General features: G+C 66.2%; 10 protein-coding genes, 1 rRNA gene and 1 pseudogene. 7 read left to right on the forward strand and 5 right to left on the reverse strand.

The features are described from left to right. Positions 1–8 precede the first annotated feature (8 nt). From rrf to AC1DCZ_RS18665, 4 genes are all read left to right on the forward strand, one after another. Positions 9–125: ribosomal RNA gene (gene rrf, locus AC1DCZ_RS18650) — 5S ribosomal RNA — on the forward strand. Between the two features lie 369 nt (positions 126–494). Beyond that, positions 495–782 (forward strand): HU family DNA-binding protein, encoded by a 288-nt coding sequence (locus AC1DCZ_RS18655; protein ID WP_011776355.1) that lies wholly within the window; start codon positions 495–497, stop codon positions 780–782. Between the two features lie 139 nt (positions 783–921). Then, positions 922–3,093 (forward strand): bifunctional copper resistance protein CopD/cytochrome c oxidase assembly protein, encoded by a 2,172-nt coding sequence (locus AC1DCZ_RS18660; RefSeq protein WP_476975906.1) that lies wholly within the window; start codon positions 922–924, stop codon positions 3,091–3,093. Beyond that, positions 3,093–5,054, forward strand: a complete 1,962-nt coding sequence (locus AC1DCZ_RS18665) for an NHL domain-containing thioredoxin family protein (RefSeq protein ID WP_476975907.1) — start codon at positions 3,093–3,095, stop codon at positions 5,052–5,054. The genes AC1DCZ_RS18660 and AC1DCZ_RS18665 overlap by 1 nt, the downstream gene beginning before the upstream one ends. A 130-nt stretch (positions 5,055–5,184) precedes the next feature. On the opposite strand, the gene AC1DCZ_RS18670 is transcribed toward AC1DCZ_RS18665, so the two are convergent. From AC1DCZ_RS18670 to AC1DCZ_RS18680, 3 genes and pseudogenes are all read right to left on the reverse strand, one after another. After that, on the reverse strand, positions 5,185–6,177 hold the full coding sequence (locus AC1DCZ_RS18670; RefSeq protein ID WP_476975908.1) for a hypothetical protein: 993 nt from the start codon (positions 6,175–6,177) through the stop codon (positions 5,185–5,187). Positions 6,178–6,329: 152 nt separating this feature from the next. Further along, positions 6,330–8,051: a helicase HerA-like domain-containing protein gene (locus AC1DCZ_RS18675; RefSeq protein ID WP_476975909.1), complete on the reverse strand. Its 1,722-nt coding sequence runs from the start codon at positions 8,049–8,051 to the stop codon at positions 6,330–6,332. 71 nt (positions 8,052–8,122) lie between these two features. Further along, positions 8,123–8,694, reverse strand: a pseudogene (locus AC1DCZ_RS18680) (type 1 glutamine amidotransferase domain-containing protein). A gap of 180 nt (positions 8,695–8,874) precedes the next feature. On the opposite strand from AC1DCZ_RS18680, the gene AC1DCZ_RS18685 reads away from it, so the two are divergent. After that, positions 8,875–9,678 (forward strand): glycoside hydrolase family 25 domain-containing protein, encoded by an 804-nt coding sequence (locus tag AC1DCZ_RS18685; protein ID WP_476975910.1) that lies wholly within the window; start codon positions 8,875–8,877, stop codon positions 9,676–9,678. A gap of 113 nt (positions 9,679–9,791) precedes the next feature. After that, positions 9,792–10,781, forward strand: coding sequence for an LLM class flavin-dependent oxidoreductase (locus tag AC1DCZ_RS18690; RefSeq protein ID WP_476975911.1), 990 nt, complete (start codon positions 9,792–9,794; stop codon positions 10,779–10,781). 317 nt (positions 10,782–11,098) lie between these two features. On the opposite strand, the gene AC1DCZ_RS18695 is transcribed toward AC1DCZ_RS18690, so the two are convergent. Together AC1DCZ_RS18695 and AC1DCZ_RS18700 are read right to left on the reverse strand one after the other, a co-directional pair. Then, positions 11,099–11,395, reverse strand: coding sequence for a hypothetical protein (locus AC1DCZ_RS18695; RefSeq protein WP_476975912.1), 297 nt, complete (start codon positions 11,393–11,395; stop codon positions 11,099–11,101). A 54-nt stretch (positions 11,396–11,449) separates the two neighbouring features. Continuing rightward, on the reverse strand, positions 11,450–12,319 hold the full coding sequence (locus AC1DCZ_RS18700; protein WP_476975913.1) for an FAD-dependent monooxygenase: 870 nt from the start codon (positions 12,317–12,319) through the stop codon (positions 11,450–11,452). Between the two features lie 924 nt (positions 12,320–13,243). On the opposite strand from AC1DCZ_RS18700, the gene AC1DCZ_RS18705 reads away from it, so the two are divergent. Continuing rightward, a complete protein-coding gene (locus AC1DCZ_RS18705) occupies positions 13,244–13,519 on the forward strand; it encodes an alpha/beta fold hydrolase (RefSeq protein WP_476975914.1) in 276 nt (91 codons plus the stop codon). Positions 13,520–14,410: the final 891 nt, after the last annotated feature.

A 14,410-nucleotide genomic window follows, 5' to 3' on the forward strand; every position in this document is an offset into this window, starting at 1 on the left:
AACAGGGTTACGGCGGTCATAGCGTGGGGGAAACGCCCGGTCCCATCCCGAACCCGGAAGCTAAGACCCACAGCGCCGATGGTACTGCACCCGGGAGGGTGTGGGAGAGTAGGTCACCGCCGGACATAAATTAGGTCGAGAGCCTCCAACCACCACGTTGGAGGCTCTCCCACTTTAACCACCAGTTCAGACGGCGGCCACGGGGCCCCTCACGCACCGCCCGTCGTCGACGGCCGGAAAGACGGGTCACTGGGCCGCGGACCCCGCCGGGCTTGCGGGACCGTCGCCTCGAATCCTGCGCACGGTGATTGAGCGTCCGCTGACGGCGAAATTCGGCCTCCAAAGCCGTCGTTTCCCGTGATTTTCCCCGAAAAAGACCTAAAACACGCGGAATTTGCCACCTCTTGCGCGGCAAGCTGGTAAGTTTTCGAAGAGTGGCTTGCACGCATGCCGTGTGCAGGCTCCAGAAATCATGAAAGTCCAGGAGGACATAAATGGCTAAGAACCGTAGTGAACTTGTTGCAGAGGTAGCAGGCAAGGCCGGCACCAGCCAGGCAGCAGTCAACTCCGTGCTCGACGCACTGTTCGAGGTTTTCGAGACCTCTGTCGCCGCGGGCGAGAAGATCACCATCCCGGGCTGGCTCGCAGTGGAGCGCACCGACCGTGCAGCTCGCACGGGCCGCAACCCCCAGACCGGCGAGACCATCCAGATCGCCGCTGGCCACAGCGTCAAGCTGACCGCCGGCTCCAAGCTGAAGGCTGCAGTCGCCAAGAAGAAGTAGCCTTCTTCAAGCGCTTGAAAGGAGCGGCCACCACAGGGTGGCCGCTCCTTTGAGTTAAGTGGCCCCTGGCGCCCCTGGGACTTCGGTGCGGTTGTCCCGCCGATTCGCCGACCCGGCAGGCGTAGCGGACAATGGACGTGTGCCTTCTGCAGTAAATCCCCGTCCCGTAGCCGCAGCTCCCCAACCCACAGGCGGGGCACGGGGCCCCGGCATCGGCCCGGGTGGGATTTCCGGGCCCTGGCAGCTTGCTGGCCTTGCCGCGCTGTTCGTGGGCCTATGTGCGGCGCTCCTCTTTTCCGGCGCGGCCGCCGCGCGTGCGGTCTCTGATCCCGGCGCTTTGGTCCGCTGGGGCCTGCCGATCAGCAAGGCCGTGCACAACGTCTCCCTGGCCACTGTGATCGGCGGCCTGATCTTCGCCGTCGGAATCCTGCCGCGGAGCCACAACGGCTCGCGGTCCAAGGACCGGGATGCCCCCGATCATCCAGCCTTCACGCGCGCGCTTGCGGTGGCCGCCGCCGCCGGCGCTGCCTGGACCCTGTCCGCTATCGCGGTGCTGGTGCTGGGCTATGCGGACATCGCCGGCCAGGGGATCTCCGGGGATTCCCAGTTCACGAAGTCGTTGGTCTACTTCATGACGGACATCGAAACGGGCCGTGCCTGGCTGGCCGTGGTCATCATCGCGGCCGTCGTGACCACCGCGCTGTTTGGCGTCCGCTCCCGCGGCGGACTCGCACTAACCCTGCTGTTCGCCGTCGCCGGGCTGGTTCCAGCAGCACTGATCGGCCACTCGTCCAGTTCGAGCGACCACGAAGGCGCCATCAACTCGCTCGGGCTGCACCTGGTGGGCGTATCGGCCTGGGTGGGTGGCATCATCATGCTGGCACTGCTCTCCGGGATCCTGGGCGGTGCCGGCGGCGGCAGAAATGGCGGTGGCGCCGGTACGGGCAACACGGACATCACCGAGCCAACGGTCCGCCGGTTCTCTTCTCTGGCGGGCTTCGCCTTCGTGCTGGTCTTCGCCTCCGGCATTGTCAACGCCAGCATCCGCGTCACGAACTGGGGCGACCTCTTCGGCTCGGCTTACGGTCAGCTCATTCTCGCCAAGGCCGCGGCCACGGTCGTGCTGGGCGGCATAGGTCTCATGCACCGCCGCTGGGTCATGCCGCAGCTCGGAAACCGGAGCGCCGGCCGCTCTGCACGCCGCGTCCTGTGGCAACTGGTGCTGGTCGAACTGCTGATCATGGGCGCGACCTCGGGAATCGCCGTCGCGCTGGGCCGCTCGGCGCCTCCGCAGCCCACGACCCTGGCGCCCGATGCGTCCCCCGCTTTCATTCTCTCCGGCTATGAACTGCCGCCGGAACTCACACCGGCGCGCTGGCTCACGGAATGGCGGCTCGACTGGCTCTGGGTCGCCGTCGCACTTTTCGGCCTGGTGGCGTACGTCCTCGGCGTTTGGAAGGTGCTGCGGCGAGGGGACCCCTGGCCTTCGTTCCGTTCCGTCAACTGGGTGATCGGGCTGGCCGTCCTGACCTACGTCACCTCGGGGCCGCCGTCGGTCTACGGCCGTGTCCTGTTCTCAGCGCACATGGTGGACCACATGGCCCTGACCATGGTGACGCCCATCTTCCTGGTCCTTGGCGCGCCGGTGACGCTGGCGCTGCGCGCGCTGACGCCGCGGCGGGACAGCTCCCGCGGGCCCCGCGAATGGCTGCTCATCTTCGTGCAGTCGAAGTTCTCCCAGCTCGTGACGCACCCGCTGTTCGCCGCCGCCAACTTTGCCGGCTCGATCGTCCTGTTCTACTACTCGGATGCGTTCGGCTACGCCATGCGCGACCACGTGGGCCACGAACTGATGAACCTGCACTTCGCGCTCACCGGCTACATTTTCGTGCTCACGATGATCGGGACCGATCCGCTGCCGCGGCGTGCGCCCTACCCCATGCGGCTGCTGCTCCTGCTGGCGACCATGGGCTTCCATGCCTTCTTCGGAGTCTCCATCATGGGCGGGACCGGGCTGCTGGCCGCGGACTACTTCGGAAACCTTGGCCGGACCTGGGGCCCGTCGGCTTTGCTGGACCAGCAGATGGGCGGCGCCGTGGCCTGGGGCATCGGGGAGGTGCCCACGCTACTGGTGGCGATCGGCGTCGCCGTCATGTGGTCCCGCTCCGATGCGCGCGAGTCCAAGCGCACCGACCGGGCGGCGGACAGGAATAACGACGCCGATCTCACTGCTTACAACGATATGTTTGCCAAGCTGGCCGAGCGCGACGCCAAGTTTGACGAACGCAATTCAAAGCTGGAAGGACGCTGATGACCCAAACCGTACGCACCCACCTCCGGGTCCGGGCCTCCGAACTCGTAGGCCGGAACTGGCTGAACACCGGTGGCAAATCCCTGGACCTGGAATCCTTGCGCGGCAAGATCGTGCTTCTGGACTTCTGGACTTTCTGCTGCATCAACTGCCTGCATGTGCTGGACGAACTCCGCCCGCTCGAGCAGCAGTACTCGGACGTCCTGGTGACAGTCGGTGTGCATTCGCCGAAGTTCGAGCACGAGGCGGATCCGGTGGCCCTGGCCGCGGCCGTGGAACGCTACGAGATCCGCCACCCGGTTCTGGACGATCCCGAGCTCGACACCTGGAAGGCCTACACGGCCCGAGCCTGGCCCACCCTCGTGGTCATCGACCCCGAGGGCTACATCGTGGCGCACCTTTCCGGTGAGGGCCACGCTGACGGCCTCGCCGTGCTCATCCCCGAGTTGATCGCCGAACACGAAGCCAAGGGCACCCTGCACCGCGGCAACGGGCCCTATGTGGCGCCGGAGCCGACGTCCGGCACCCTGCGGTTCCCGGGAAAGGCCCTCTTCCTGCCCCCCGGTCGCGGCGTCGGAACCGCCACGGACGCCGGCTCCTGGCTGGTCACCGACACCGGCCACCACCGCCTCGTGGAACTCTCAACCGACTTCCAGACCGTGCTGGGCACCTACGGCTCCGGTGAAAAGGGCCACGCCGACGGCAACGCCGCAGCCTCCCGCTTCAACGAACCTCAGGGCCTGGTCCTGCTCCCGGATGACGTGGCCGCCGAGGCTGGGTACGACGTCGTGGTTGCCGACTCCGTGAACCACCGGCTGCGGGGGCTTTCGCTCGAGGACGGAACAGTCCGGACCCTGGCGGGCAACGGCGTGCAGCGACTCCTCGAGACAGGCCCGGCGCGGGTCGACGAGGAAGGCGCCGCCTTCGGTGCACGGCTGGAAGCGGATCCCTTGCAGGTTTCACTGAGCTCGCCGTGGGACGTGGTCTGGTCCACCAAGCTCAACGCCGTGGTGGTGGCGATGGCCGGCGTGCACCAGATCTTCAGCTTTGACCCCCTCTCCGGCGCCGTGGCCATCATTGCCGGCAACGGCCTGGAAGGACTGCTGGACGGCCCCGCCGCCGAGGCATGGTTCGCCCAGCCTTCCGGCCTCGCCGAGGACGCTGACGGCAATGTCTGGGTCGCCGACTCTGAGACCTCCGCCCTGCGCAAGCTGGTGATCGGCGACGGCGGGATCGTCACCGTCGAGTCCGCCGTCGGCAAGGGCCTGTTCGACTTCGGCTTCCGTGACGGAAAGGCGAGCGAGGCACGGCTGCAGCACCCGCTCGGAGTCACTGTGCTGCCGGATGGTTCCGTGGCGATCGCCGATACCTACAACGGTGCCGTGCGCCGCTACGACCCCGCCTCTGGCACCGTCTCGACACTTGCGCGGGGGCTGTCGGAGCCCTCCGACGTGATTGTGGACCACACGCACGTTGCCGGTGCCGAGCCGCTGCTGGTGGTGGTCGAGGCCAACAAGCACCAGCTGGTTTACGTGCCCATCCCGAAGGAAGCCCAGCAGGTGGACGAGGGCGCCGCACAGACTCACCGGCCCAAAAGCCCCGTGGCGCCCGGACCGCTGGAGCTGACCGTGCGCTTCACCGCGCCCACCGGGCAAAAGCTGGACGACCGCTGGGGTGATCCGACCCAGCTGAAGATCTCCTCCACGCCGCCGGAGCTGTTGCTCTCCGGCGGAGGAACCTCCGTGGGTCTGCTCCGCACGCTGGAGCTCTCGTCAGCGGTCCCGGAGGGTGTCCTGCACATCACGGCCCGCGCCGCGGCCTGCGACGGCGCTGAGACCGGGGACGGCGAGATCCCCGACCACGCCGCTTGCCACCTGTACCAGCAGGACTGGGGAATTCCGGTCCTGCTCCAGACCGACGGCGACACCGAACTCGTGCTCGACCTGCGCGGAATGGACTAGGCGTCTGCGCCGACGCTGATCAGGAGTCTGCCGTCCGCGACCTTTGTCACGGGCGGCAGACTCCTGGCCCAGGAGCTTGCCGGGCGGCCGCCCGCGGAACCGACAGCGTCGTGACGTTTTCCCGGACGGCTCAGTAGTTCAGCAGTGGCGTGAGCTTGACGGTGTCGCCGTCGATGTCCAGCCGGGTGGTGAAACTGAAATCGTGGACCGCGTTGATGTCCGTGGCGGCGCCCGTGAACAGATCCACCTGCCGGGCCTTGATTCGGGCCTTGCCGTCCAGCGGTGCCACGACCCAGCGGCCGCCAAAGGGTTCGATGCTGACCGTGGGGTATTCGGAGATGCTCCAGTCGATGGTGCCGTCAACGACCCGGTTGTTGGTGGCGTGGTAGAACGGGCAGGCGGGCTGGAGCTTCTGCTGTTTGTCGGCCTCGTCGGCGCAGGAATCCAGGAACTCCTTGACCTTGCCGCTGACGGCGCTCTTCAGCGCATCCGTAGCCTTGGTCAGCAGGTTCAGCGGGGCCGGGGGCACGTCCCGTCCGGCCAGGGTGGCCCGGGTGGGAGCGGCGGAGAAGTACTGGCCATTCAGGGATGCCTCGTACTCGCCCGGGTAGAAAACGGCGAAGGAGTTGCGGCCGTTGGGCATGTTCACCGGCACACCATTGAGGGTGGCCTCGTTGGAATTGACCACGGTGACGTCCAGCACCGGCAGCGCAGCCGGGACGAAGGACCACTTGTGGAAGAACAGCCACTCCGTTCCCGAACTCTCCAGCAGGAACTCGGTGTGCAACCGGCTGCCGTCGATGGTGTAGTCAATCGGCACCATCATCTGGTCCCCGCCGCGGTCCTGCGCGTCGCCAAACTTCACGTCGGTGATCCGGGCGGCAGCGGTCTGCAGCGCCGTTCCATCCAGCATCGCGGCGTTGCTTTGCGGTACAGAGGCGTGCAGGAGGCCGAGCGCCTTTTCGCCGTCGCCCTTCTGCAGGGCGGAAAGATATTCGCGCACGGGCTGCTGGGGACCCGCGATGGAGCCGTTCACAAGGTTGATCGAAACCACGGCACCGGCCACGGCAAGCATCAGGCCCAGCAGCCAACCTGCTGCGATCCTGACCAACGCCTGACTCATCTGCACGTTCCATACGTTACCTGCACGCCGCAGGAAACCTCGTTTCACCGGCGACCGGTGTGACGCGCGGTACTGCAGTTGCCGGGGCTCGTGCAGGCCCGACGGCGCAGCCCGCCGCTGTGGTCCGGCGCGTGGGCGCCCTGGCTGTACAGCTAGCGGCGGCTCTTGGATGAGGTGCCGAAGACCCCGCGGAGCAGCTCCCGGCCCAGCTGGGTCCCCAACGATCGGGCCATGCTTTTGAGGCCTCCGCCCAGCGCGCCGCCCAGCGCTCCGGCAAGGTCGCCGACCATGCCGCCACCCTCCTGCTGCCCGTCTTGCGGGGCCCGTCCCGGCGCCGGGCGCTCCGGGGTCCGTCCCTGTTCGGGTGGGGGGACGGGACGGCTGCTGGGACGGCCCAGGATTTCTTCCTCGATGCGCCGCGCGTCGGCGTCGACGGCGCTGGGATTAAAGGCGCCCCCCGAGTCTTCGCCGCCCCCGCCGCCGGGAACGCCGCCCGGAGCGGCTGCACTTGCCGCGGACGCCGCCTTGCCCGTGATCTTCTCGTAGGCGGAGATGTTGTCCACGGCCGTGCCGTACTTGGTGAGCAGGGCGGAACCGGCCACGGTGCTGGCTATGAGCGCGTCATCGCTCGGGCCCATAACGGATTCAGGGGCACGGAGCCGGGTCAGGGCCACGGGCGTCGGCGCGCCCTTTTCATTCATCACGGTGATGACGGCCTCGCCGATGCCGGCCGAGGTCAGGGTCTCCTCAAGGTCGTAGTCACTGAGGGGGAACGTGGAGACTGTCGCCTTGAGGGCTTTGGCGTCTTCGGGAGTGTAGGCGCGGAGGGCGTGCTGCACACGGTTGGCCAGCTGCCCCAGGACTTCGGCCGGGACATCCTTGGGGGTCTGGGTCACGAAGAAGATGCCGACACCTTTGGACCGGATCAGCCGCACGGTGATGGTGATCGCATCCAGGAATGCCTTGGAGGCGCCGTTGAACAGCAGGTGTGCCTCGTCCAGGAAGAACACGAGCTTGGGTTTGTCGAGGTCGCCGGCCTCCGGCAGGTCCTCGAAGAGGTCCGCGAGCAGCCACATCAGGAAGGTGGAGAACAGCATGGGCTTGGTTTGCAGCGTGGGCAGCTCGAGGCAGCTCACGATGCCGCGCCCGTCCGGGGCCGTGCGCAGCAGTTCGGCGGTCTTGAACTCGGGCTCGCCGAAGAACTTTTCCATTCCCTGCGCCTCAAGGGTGATGAGTCCACGCAGGATGACGCCGGCGGTTGCCTTGGAGAGGCCGCCGAGTTCCTCGAGTTCGTCCTTTCCTTCCGCCGAGGTCAGGAACGAGATGACGGCCCGCAGATCCTTGAGGTCGATCAGCTCAAGGTTGTTCTTGTCCGCGAAATGGAAGACCAGCTGCAGGCTGGATTCCTGGGTCTCGTTCAGTTCCATCACGCGCGAAAGCAGGATGGGGCCGAAGGATGTGATGGTGGCGCGGACCGGGATGCCATGGCCGTCGCCGCCGAGTGCCAGGAATTCCACCGGGAAGGTCTTGCCGGACCAGGGCTGGTCGATGCTCTCCGTACGTGCCAGGAGTTTTTCGCTGCCGGTGGCGGCCGTGGCCAGTCCGGAGAGATCGCCCTTGATGTCAGCCAGGAACACCGGCACGCCCGCGGTGGACAGTTGCTCGGCCATCATGTGCAGGGTGACGGTCTTGCCGGTGCCGGTCGCACCGGCCACCAGGCCGTGGCGGTTCATCATCGCCAGCGGCAGGCGGACGGGGGCCTCCTTATGGAGTTCGCCGTCGATGATCGCGGCTCCCAGCTCGATGGTGGGGCCCTCGAGGGTGTACCCCTTCTGGATGGTGGCGACTTTATCTGCAGTGGATTTGATGGCCATGGCGACAGCTTAGCCGGGTCCGGCGCTCCCGGACCCGGCTAAGACAGTATTTTCGGCCGCGCTATTCGCCGCTATTCGGCGAGGGCCTTGAGCACTTCCTTGGCCACGTCCTCGCTGGACTGCGGGTTCTGGCCGGTGATGAGGTTGTCGTCCCGGACGACATTGGAGGTCCAGGCGGGGCCGTTCTCAACGCTGGCGCCCTTCTCCTTCAGGACGTCCTCGACGAACCACGGCGTGTTGGGGCCAGTGCCGCCGTTAAGCTCCTCCTCCTCATCCGTGAACACGGTGAGGCGGCGGCCCGCGAAGGCGAACGTGCCGTCGTCGTCCGTCGCGCTGAGCAGGCCGGCCGGGCCGTGGCAGAAGGGGGCAATCATCTTGCCCTCCTTGTTGAGGGCGACCAGCTGTCGGCCGAGGTCCGCGTCCTGGTAGAGGTCCGTCGTCGGCCCGTGGCCGCCCGGCATCACCACGGCGTCGTAGGCGGAGGCGTCGACGCCGGAGTGGCGATATGGACGGTGTGGCCTGCGCCGAGCAGGATCTTGTGGGCAACTACGAGCTCCTCGGCCCAGTACCCGGTGGGGTGTTCGCTGCCGTCGCGCCTCGTAAGGGAATCTGCTGCCGAGACGACCATCAGAATGTTAGCCATAGTGCTGCTCCTGTTCTGCCGGGGCCATCGGACCCGGCGGACGGTGGATAACGTGAAGCGTGGGAAGCGGCGGCCGGGCCAGCTCGCCCCGGACTCCGTCGCCGACGATGGTGCTGAGTGTTCCATCCGGACATGCGCCGCGAGGATAGCCGCCCGGATGCTGCGGTCGTAGACTTTGGCATGGCCACATCACTGTTTCGGACGGTACTGACAGTTGCTGCGACCCTGGGCCTCGCCCTGCTGGGCGGCGGGCCGGCCTCGGCCGCCTCGGCGCGACCATCAGAGCCTGTGGGTATCGATGTGTCCTGGCCGCAGTGCGGCACGACGCTTCCGAAGCAACCGGCCTTCGCCATTGTCGGCGTGAACAACGGCCTCGCCAACACCACGAACCCCTGCCTCGGGGCGGAACTGGCGTGGGCGTCCACGGCGAAAGATCCCTCAGTGACGTCACAGCCCAGGGTCGCGCTCTACGTCAACACCGCCAACCCCGGGCTGCAAGGATCCTGGTGGCCCACCTCGAACACCTATATGGGCGCGCTCGTGGCCAATCCCTACGGCGACTGCGCAAGCAAGGACTTCAAGGCCTGCTCCTACATGTACGGCTACGCGAAAGCTTACGACGACGCCCAGCTGCGCGGGGTGAGCAATCCGGCGTCGTACCGCTGGTGGCTCGATGTGGAAACCGGCAACACCTGGCAGGCCGACAAGGCAGCCAACATCGCCGACCTCGAAGGCATGACCGCCTACTTCACGGGGATCGGGGCCCGCGTCGGGATTTACTCCACCGGCAGCCAATGGGGACAGATTGCCGGTTCCGTTCCTGAGGGGAGCCCGCTGGCGGGGGTGCCGAGCTGGCTGGCGGGTGCGCGGTCGGCGACCGGCGCCAAGTCGAACTGTGCCCTGCCCGGACTCACCCCCGGCAGCCGCGTGTCGATGACCCAATACGTTTCCGGCGGGCTCGACTACGACGTCTCGTGCCCCTGATCCGCTGACATTTCCGGCCGGGGCTGCGCCGTCCTGCGACAGCCGCTGAAATATCCCGGGGCCCTCCGTGGTTGACCAAAATACTGCTCCGCTACGAAAGGCCGGCTTTTTACGTGACTGTTCCGCTTTCCATCCTTGACCTCGCAACCATCGGCCCCGGGCAGACGGCGACAGAAAGCTTCGCCGGAAGCGTGGCCATGGCTCAGCTCGCCGAGGAGCGCGGCTACCGGCGGATCTGGTATGCCGAGCACCACAACATGTCCTCGATCGCTTCGTCTGCTACGAGCGTGCTGATTGCCCACATCGCAGCCCACACCGAGAGCATCCGCCTTGGCGCCGGCGGCGTCATGCTGCCGAACCACTCGCCGCTGACGATTGCCGAGCAATTCGGCACGCTCGAAACCCTGCACCCGGGGCGGATCGACCTGGGCCTGGGGCGGGCGCCCGGCAGCGACCAGAACACCCTGCGCGCCCTGCGCCGTGATCCGATGTCGGCGGACAGGTTCCCGCAGGACGTGCTGGAGCTCCAGGGCTACCTGACGGGCCCCACCCGCATCCCGGGCGTGGAGGCCACCCCGGGCAAGGGCACGAACGTGCCGCTGTACATTCTGGGCTCTTCCCTGTTCGGCGCCAGGCTGGCCGCCCAGCTGGGCCTGCCATACGCCTTCGCGTCGCACTTCGCACCCAGTGCACTGCAGGACGCGGTGGCCACCTACCGCCGCGAATTCCGGCCCTCCGCGCAGCTCGATGCCCCTTACGTGATCGCCGGCGTCAACGTCATTGCCGCTGACTCGGCCGCGGACGCCCACGCGATGTTCCAGGCCACCAAGCGAGCACGCGTCTCACTGTTCTTCGGCAACGGCCGGGTGTTTAGCGACGACGAAGCGGACATGATCCTGGACTCGCCGCAAGGCCAGCACATGGCGCAGATGATGAAATACTCGGCCGTCGGCACTCCGGACGCCGTCCTGGAATACCTGGACGGGTTCACGGCCCACGCCGACGCCGACGAGCTGATCGTGGCGCACCAGAGTACCGGGACGGCTGCGCGGCTGCGCTCTGTGGAACTCCTGGCCGACGTCGCCGGGCTCGTGGCGGCCTAGGGCATACCCCAAACCGACGTCAGGGCGACACGGCATTCTGCGGCCGGTTGGCATCCCCTGCGGCATTTGCTGGCACCTTGCAGAGGGGGTCCGTGGGGTCAGCCTGACACTGACCGCCGGCGAGGCGGCCTCCCCGGGGTCGATGGTGTGAGGGTCCCGACGGTGGCGCCCCCGCATGCCCCGCCCGGCTTCGCGATCTGAGGCCGCACGAGTCCGGCAACCAGTCGCGGGGGTTCTGTCCGCCTGATTCACGGGGTTCGGGCAGAAAGCTTCGGGCGATCAGCTGACCATTGACTTCGTCCGGCTCCGACAGCACCTCACGTCGTCGGCCGCTGCTTCCCGGCGTAGTCTTTCATCGCCATTGAATCGGCCAGGCGCAGACCTTGGTTGCTGAGCCGAGCCGCGGCCCTTATTGGGCCGACGGGAAGGCGGGAGATCAGCCGGGCGCTCTGGGCAAGTGCCCACACCTGCGCCCGGCTGGCCGGGATCAGGGTCCGGGCCGCGTGGCGGGCCAGCGATCGGCCGCCCTGCTCGTACTTGCCCATTTCCCGTTCACAGGCGATGAAGGCACGCCGATAGTCGCCTTCGGCCGCGGCCAGCTCGCCCGCCAGCACGTAGGCCCCGACGACGGCAAGGCTCGCGCTGCCGCCGACGACAGGACCGGGGCATTAGCCGGCATCGCCCAGGAGCGTGACTCGGCCCCGGGACCAGGTCTCCATGGTCAGCTGAGTGATGGCATCGAAGTAGAAGGCCGGAGTTCTGTCGAGTTCCTCCAGCCACCGGTTGACCTCGCCATCCATGCCGGCGAAGACCCCGCGTAGCAACTCCTTCTGCCGGGCAACGTCGCGGTGGTCGTACACGAGCGGGCGCTCCGAGCGGAACAGGAAGAGCGCCCTGGCATCGTCCATGTGTTGGGCGCTGTAGGTTGCCGCCAGCCGGCCTGCGTCCAGATAGGCGATCCTGCGCCGGTCGAGCCCCAGATAGTTGGGCATCGAGAAGACGGCCAGATGGGCCCCGAGGAAGGAGCTGAAGCGCCTCTCGTCCCCGAAGACAAGGCTCCGCACGTTGGAGTGCAGCCCATCAGCGCCGACGATCACGTCGAAAGACCGCGGCCCGGCGTGTTCGAAGGTGACCTTGCCGCTCTCTGCGGAGACGGTGGCGATGGAGTCTCCGAATACGTACTCCACGTCGTCACGGGTGCTGGCGGCCAGGATCTCGCTCAGGTCATCCCGCATGATCTCGACATGCCGGTCGGAGACGGCGTTGAGGAACTTGTCGATTTCCGCCTCGACGGGGCGTTTGGCTCCCGGCGTGAAGATGGTTGCCCGGTTGATGCCTGTCGCCTTGTCCTGGACCTGGGTCAGCACGCCCATCTGCTCGACGATGGCCAAGGCTGGTCGGAACAGGTCGACAGCATGCCCACCTCTCTCGCGGAGCCGGGGAGCGCGTTCTACCACGGTCACCGTGTGGCCGTATCGAGCGAGCCAGTACGCCGCGGCGGGGCCGGCGATGCTGGCACCGGAAATGAGGATCCGCATTGCCCCATCACTCGATTCTGTTTGCCGGGGGAGATGGCCGCCAGACTCCCGGAGCTGGGGACAGGATCCGGACCCGCCTCGCCAACCGTCCGGCCGGAACGCTGCCCCAGATGGGGCGTCTGAATACTCCTCCTCAGTGTAATCATGGTGAGGGTGCCTTCGACTGGTGGAATTGGTCCGCCGTGTCCAGGCATCTGGTCTCCGCGCCGCTCCAACCAGTAAAAGGGTCTCCGGTTCGGCGCCGGTTTGGAGTCCAGGGCTCACCGTCGCAGGGCGCAGGGCAGCCTGGCCCTGCGGGTGCGTACGACGATGCTCCTATGGGAGTCGAATCAAACATCGACCGGAGGAGGAGCCGACGTCCCGTCTGGAGTCCCTGACGGCTTGGAGTGAACAGAGCTGTCCCGCTCAAGTTCCAATACTGTGGACGGGTGACGGACGAGCAATCGGAGACCAAAAGCGGTTGGGTGGACGTGCCCAATGCCGGGATCTATTGGGAAGCCACCGGCGAACCTGCCGGCATTCCAGTTCTATACCTTCACGGAGGCCCTGGTGGTTCCCTCGGTCGAGGCGGTTACCGTAAGCCATGACCCCAGCCGCTTTCGCATTATCGGCCTGGACCAGCGTGGGTGTGGCAAGAGTGCTCCCGTTGTCCAGGACGACCGTGACAACAAGCAGCCGGGAAGAGATCCAATGGATCACCGAAGACGTTGGACGCATCCTTCCCGAAGCGTGGGCGGAATTCGCGGAGGCGGCCAACGCGAAGCCGGGAAACGGGTGGTCGAAGCATACGCGCGTCGACTAGCCGATAAAGATCGTGACGATGCCCGACTTGCCGCACCGTCCTGGGACCGTTGGGAATCCACACACATATCGCTGGACCCGTACTGGCTGCCGGGCCCGCTGTTTGAAGACGAGCGAGAGCGCATGACGTTCGCTCTGCTCGTTACGCACTCCTGGGCGAATGACGGGTTCCTGACCAACGGGCAGGAAATTATCCCGCGGATTCACGGGCTCAACGGCATCCCCGGATACCTTGTTCATGGCCGGCGGGACATCAGCGGACCCGCCATCACTGCGTGGGAGCTGCACCGGCGTTGGGAGTCAAGCAGGCTCGTCGTCATCGAGGACGAGGGGCATGGATGCCCTGCATCCATGGCGGCACTGACACAGGCAGTCGAAGAAATCGCTGCAATGGATTGAAGCCCTAGTCGTTCTGATATCCGGTCGGTCAAATGATCTGGCAGTCTGTGCGATGTGGGTCCGGCCGTTAATGTCCTAGAGCGGGAAATAGACGCGGTGGGTGACGTGGTCGACGGCGACGGCGTGTGCGTGGCCGGCGAGTTTGGCGGTCGCCGTTTCGTGCCGTGTTCTTTCCTGTTCATCGAAAACGGTGATGATGACGCTTTGTTCAATCAGCGTCTTTGGTCCCTACCGAGGGTCAGGACAAGGGCATGCACTGTAGCGCCCCGGGCAATTCTGGTAAGACAGGGTCCTGTAGACGGACTGACCACGACCGTCGGCCATATATCCCGGAGGGACAGCTCTACTGGTTATCACGTAACTATCCGGTTCCCCTCCCGGGATCGCGTCCAACGATCCGGGATCCATCCGCCGGCATGTTGTGCTTGCGCCGGCGGCAGGAAGCGGAGCGGGTCTGTCCAAAGGATGAAGTTCATGAAAAAAGCTCTAATCCGATACATACATTTCTAGGGACCGTGCTTCCGCGGCACGCCCAAGAGACGGGCGGGCCGGCCATAGGCTGATGGATTGGAAGTATCGGATTGCATCGGCGTCTTCGCTGAATTCCAGCAGGTTTCCTACCTTTCGCCGCCAGTGCGTCACGTACGTCGGCTTGGGTTGCGAGCAAGACCTCCTTGGGGACCGCTCTGATGACTTAGTTGAGGATGTCAATCACGCCTTCACCAGTCCCTCCCGAGGTCAGGTGTTAGCGGCCATGAAAAACTGCCCGTAGGCGGCCACGGAACTGCCCACTGACGGCCAGGAAAACTGCCCGTCGGTGGCCATGAGATCTGCCCACTTCCTTACTGAACCCGACCGCTTCAGCGGCGGGAGCCTCTCCCCGGGGTTTGA

The sequence above is a fragment of the Arthrobacter sp. 10N418 genome (genome assembly GCF_056394725.1).

Excerpts from the sequence above, each read along its gene's own strand:
- AC1DCZ_RS18655 (WP_011776355.1), top strand. The coding sequence starts at position 495 with ATGGCTAAGAACCGTAGTGAACTTGTTGCAGAGGTAGCAGGCAAGGCC.
- AC1DCZ_RS18665 (WP_476975907.1), top strand. The coding sequence starts at position 3,093 with ATGACCCAAACCGTACGCACCCACCTCCGGGTCCGGGCCTCCGAACTC.
- AC1DCZ_RS18670 (WP_476975908.1), bottom strand. The coding sequence starts at position 6,177 with ATGAGTCAGGCGTTGGTCAGGATCGCAGCAGGTTGGCTGCTGGGCCTG.
- AC1DCZ_RS18675 (WP_476975909.1), bottom strand. The coding sequence starts at position 8,051 with ATGGCCATCAAATCCACTGCAGATAAAGTCGCCACCATCCAGAAGGGG.
- AC1DCZ_RS18685 (WP_476975910.1), top strand. The coding sequence starts at position 8,875 with ATGGCCACATCACTGTTTCGGACGGTACTGACAGTTGCTGCGACCCTG.
- AC1DCZ_RS18700 (WP_476975913.1), bottom strand. The coding sequence starts at position 12,319 with ATGCGGATCCTCATTTCCGGTGCCAGCATCGCCGGCCCCGCCGCGGCG.
- AC1DCZ_RS18705 (WP_476975914.1), top strand. The coding sequence starts at position 13,244 with ATGACGTTCGCTCTGCTCGTTACGCACTCCTGGGCGAATGACGGGTTC.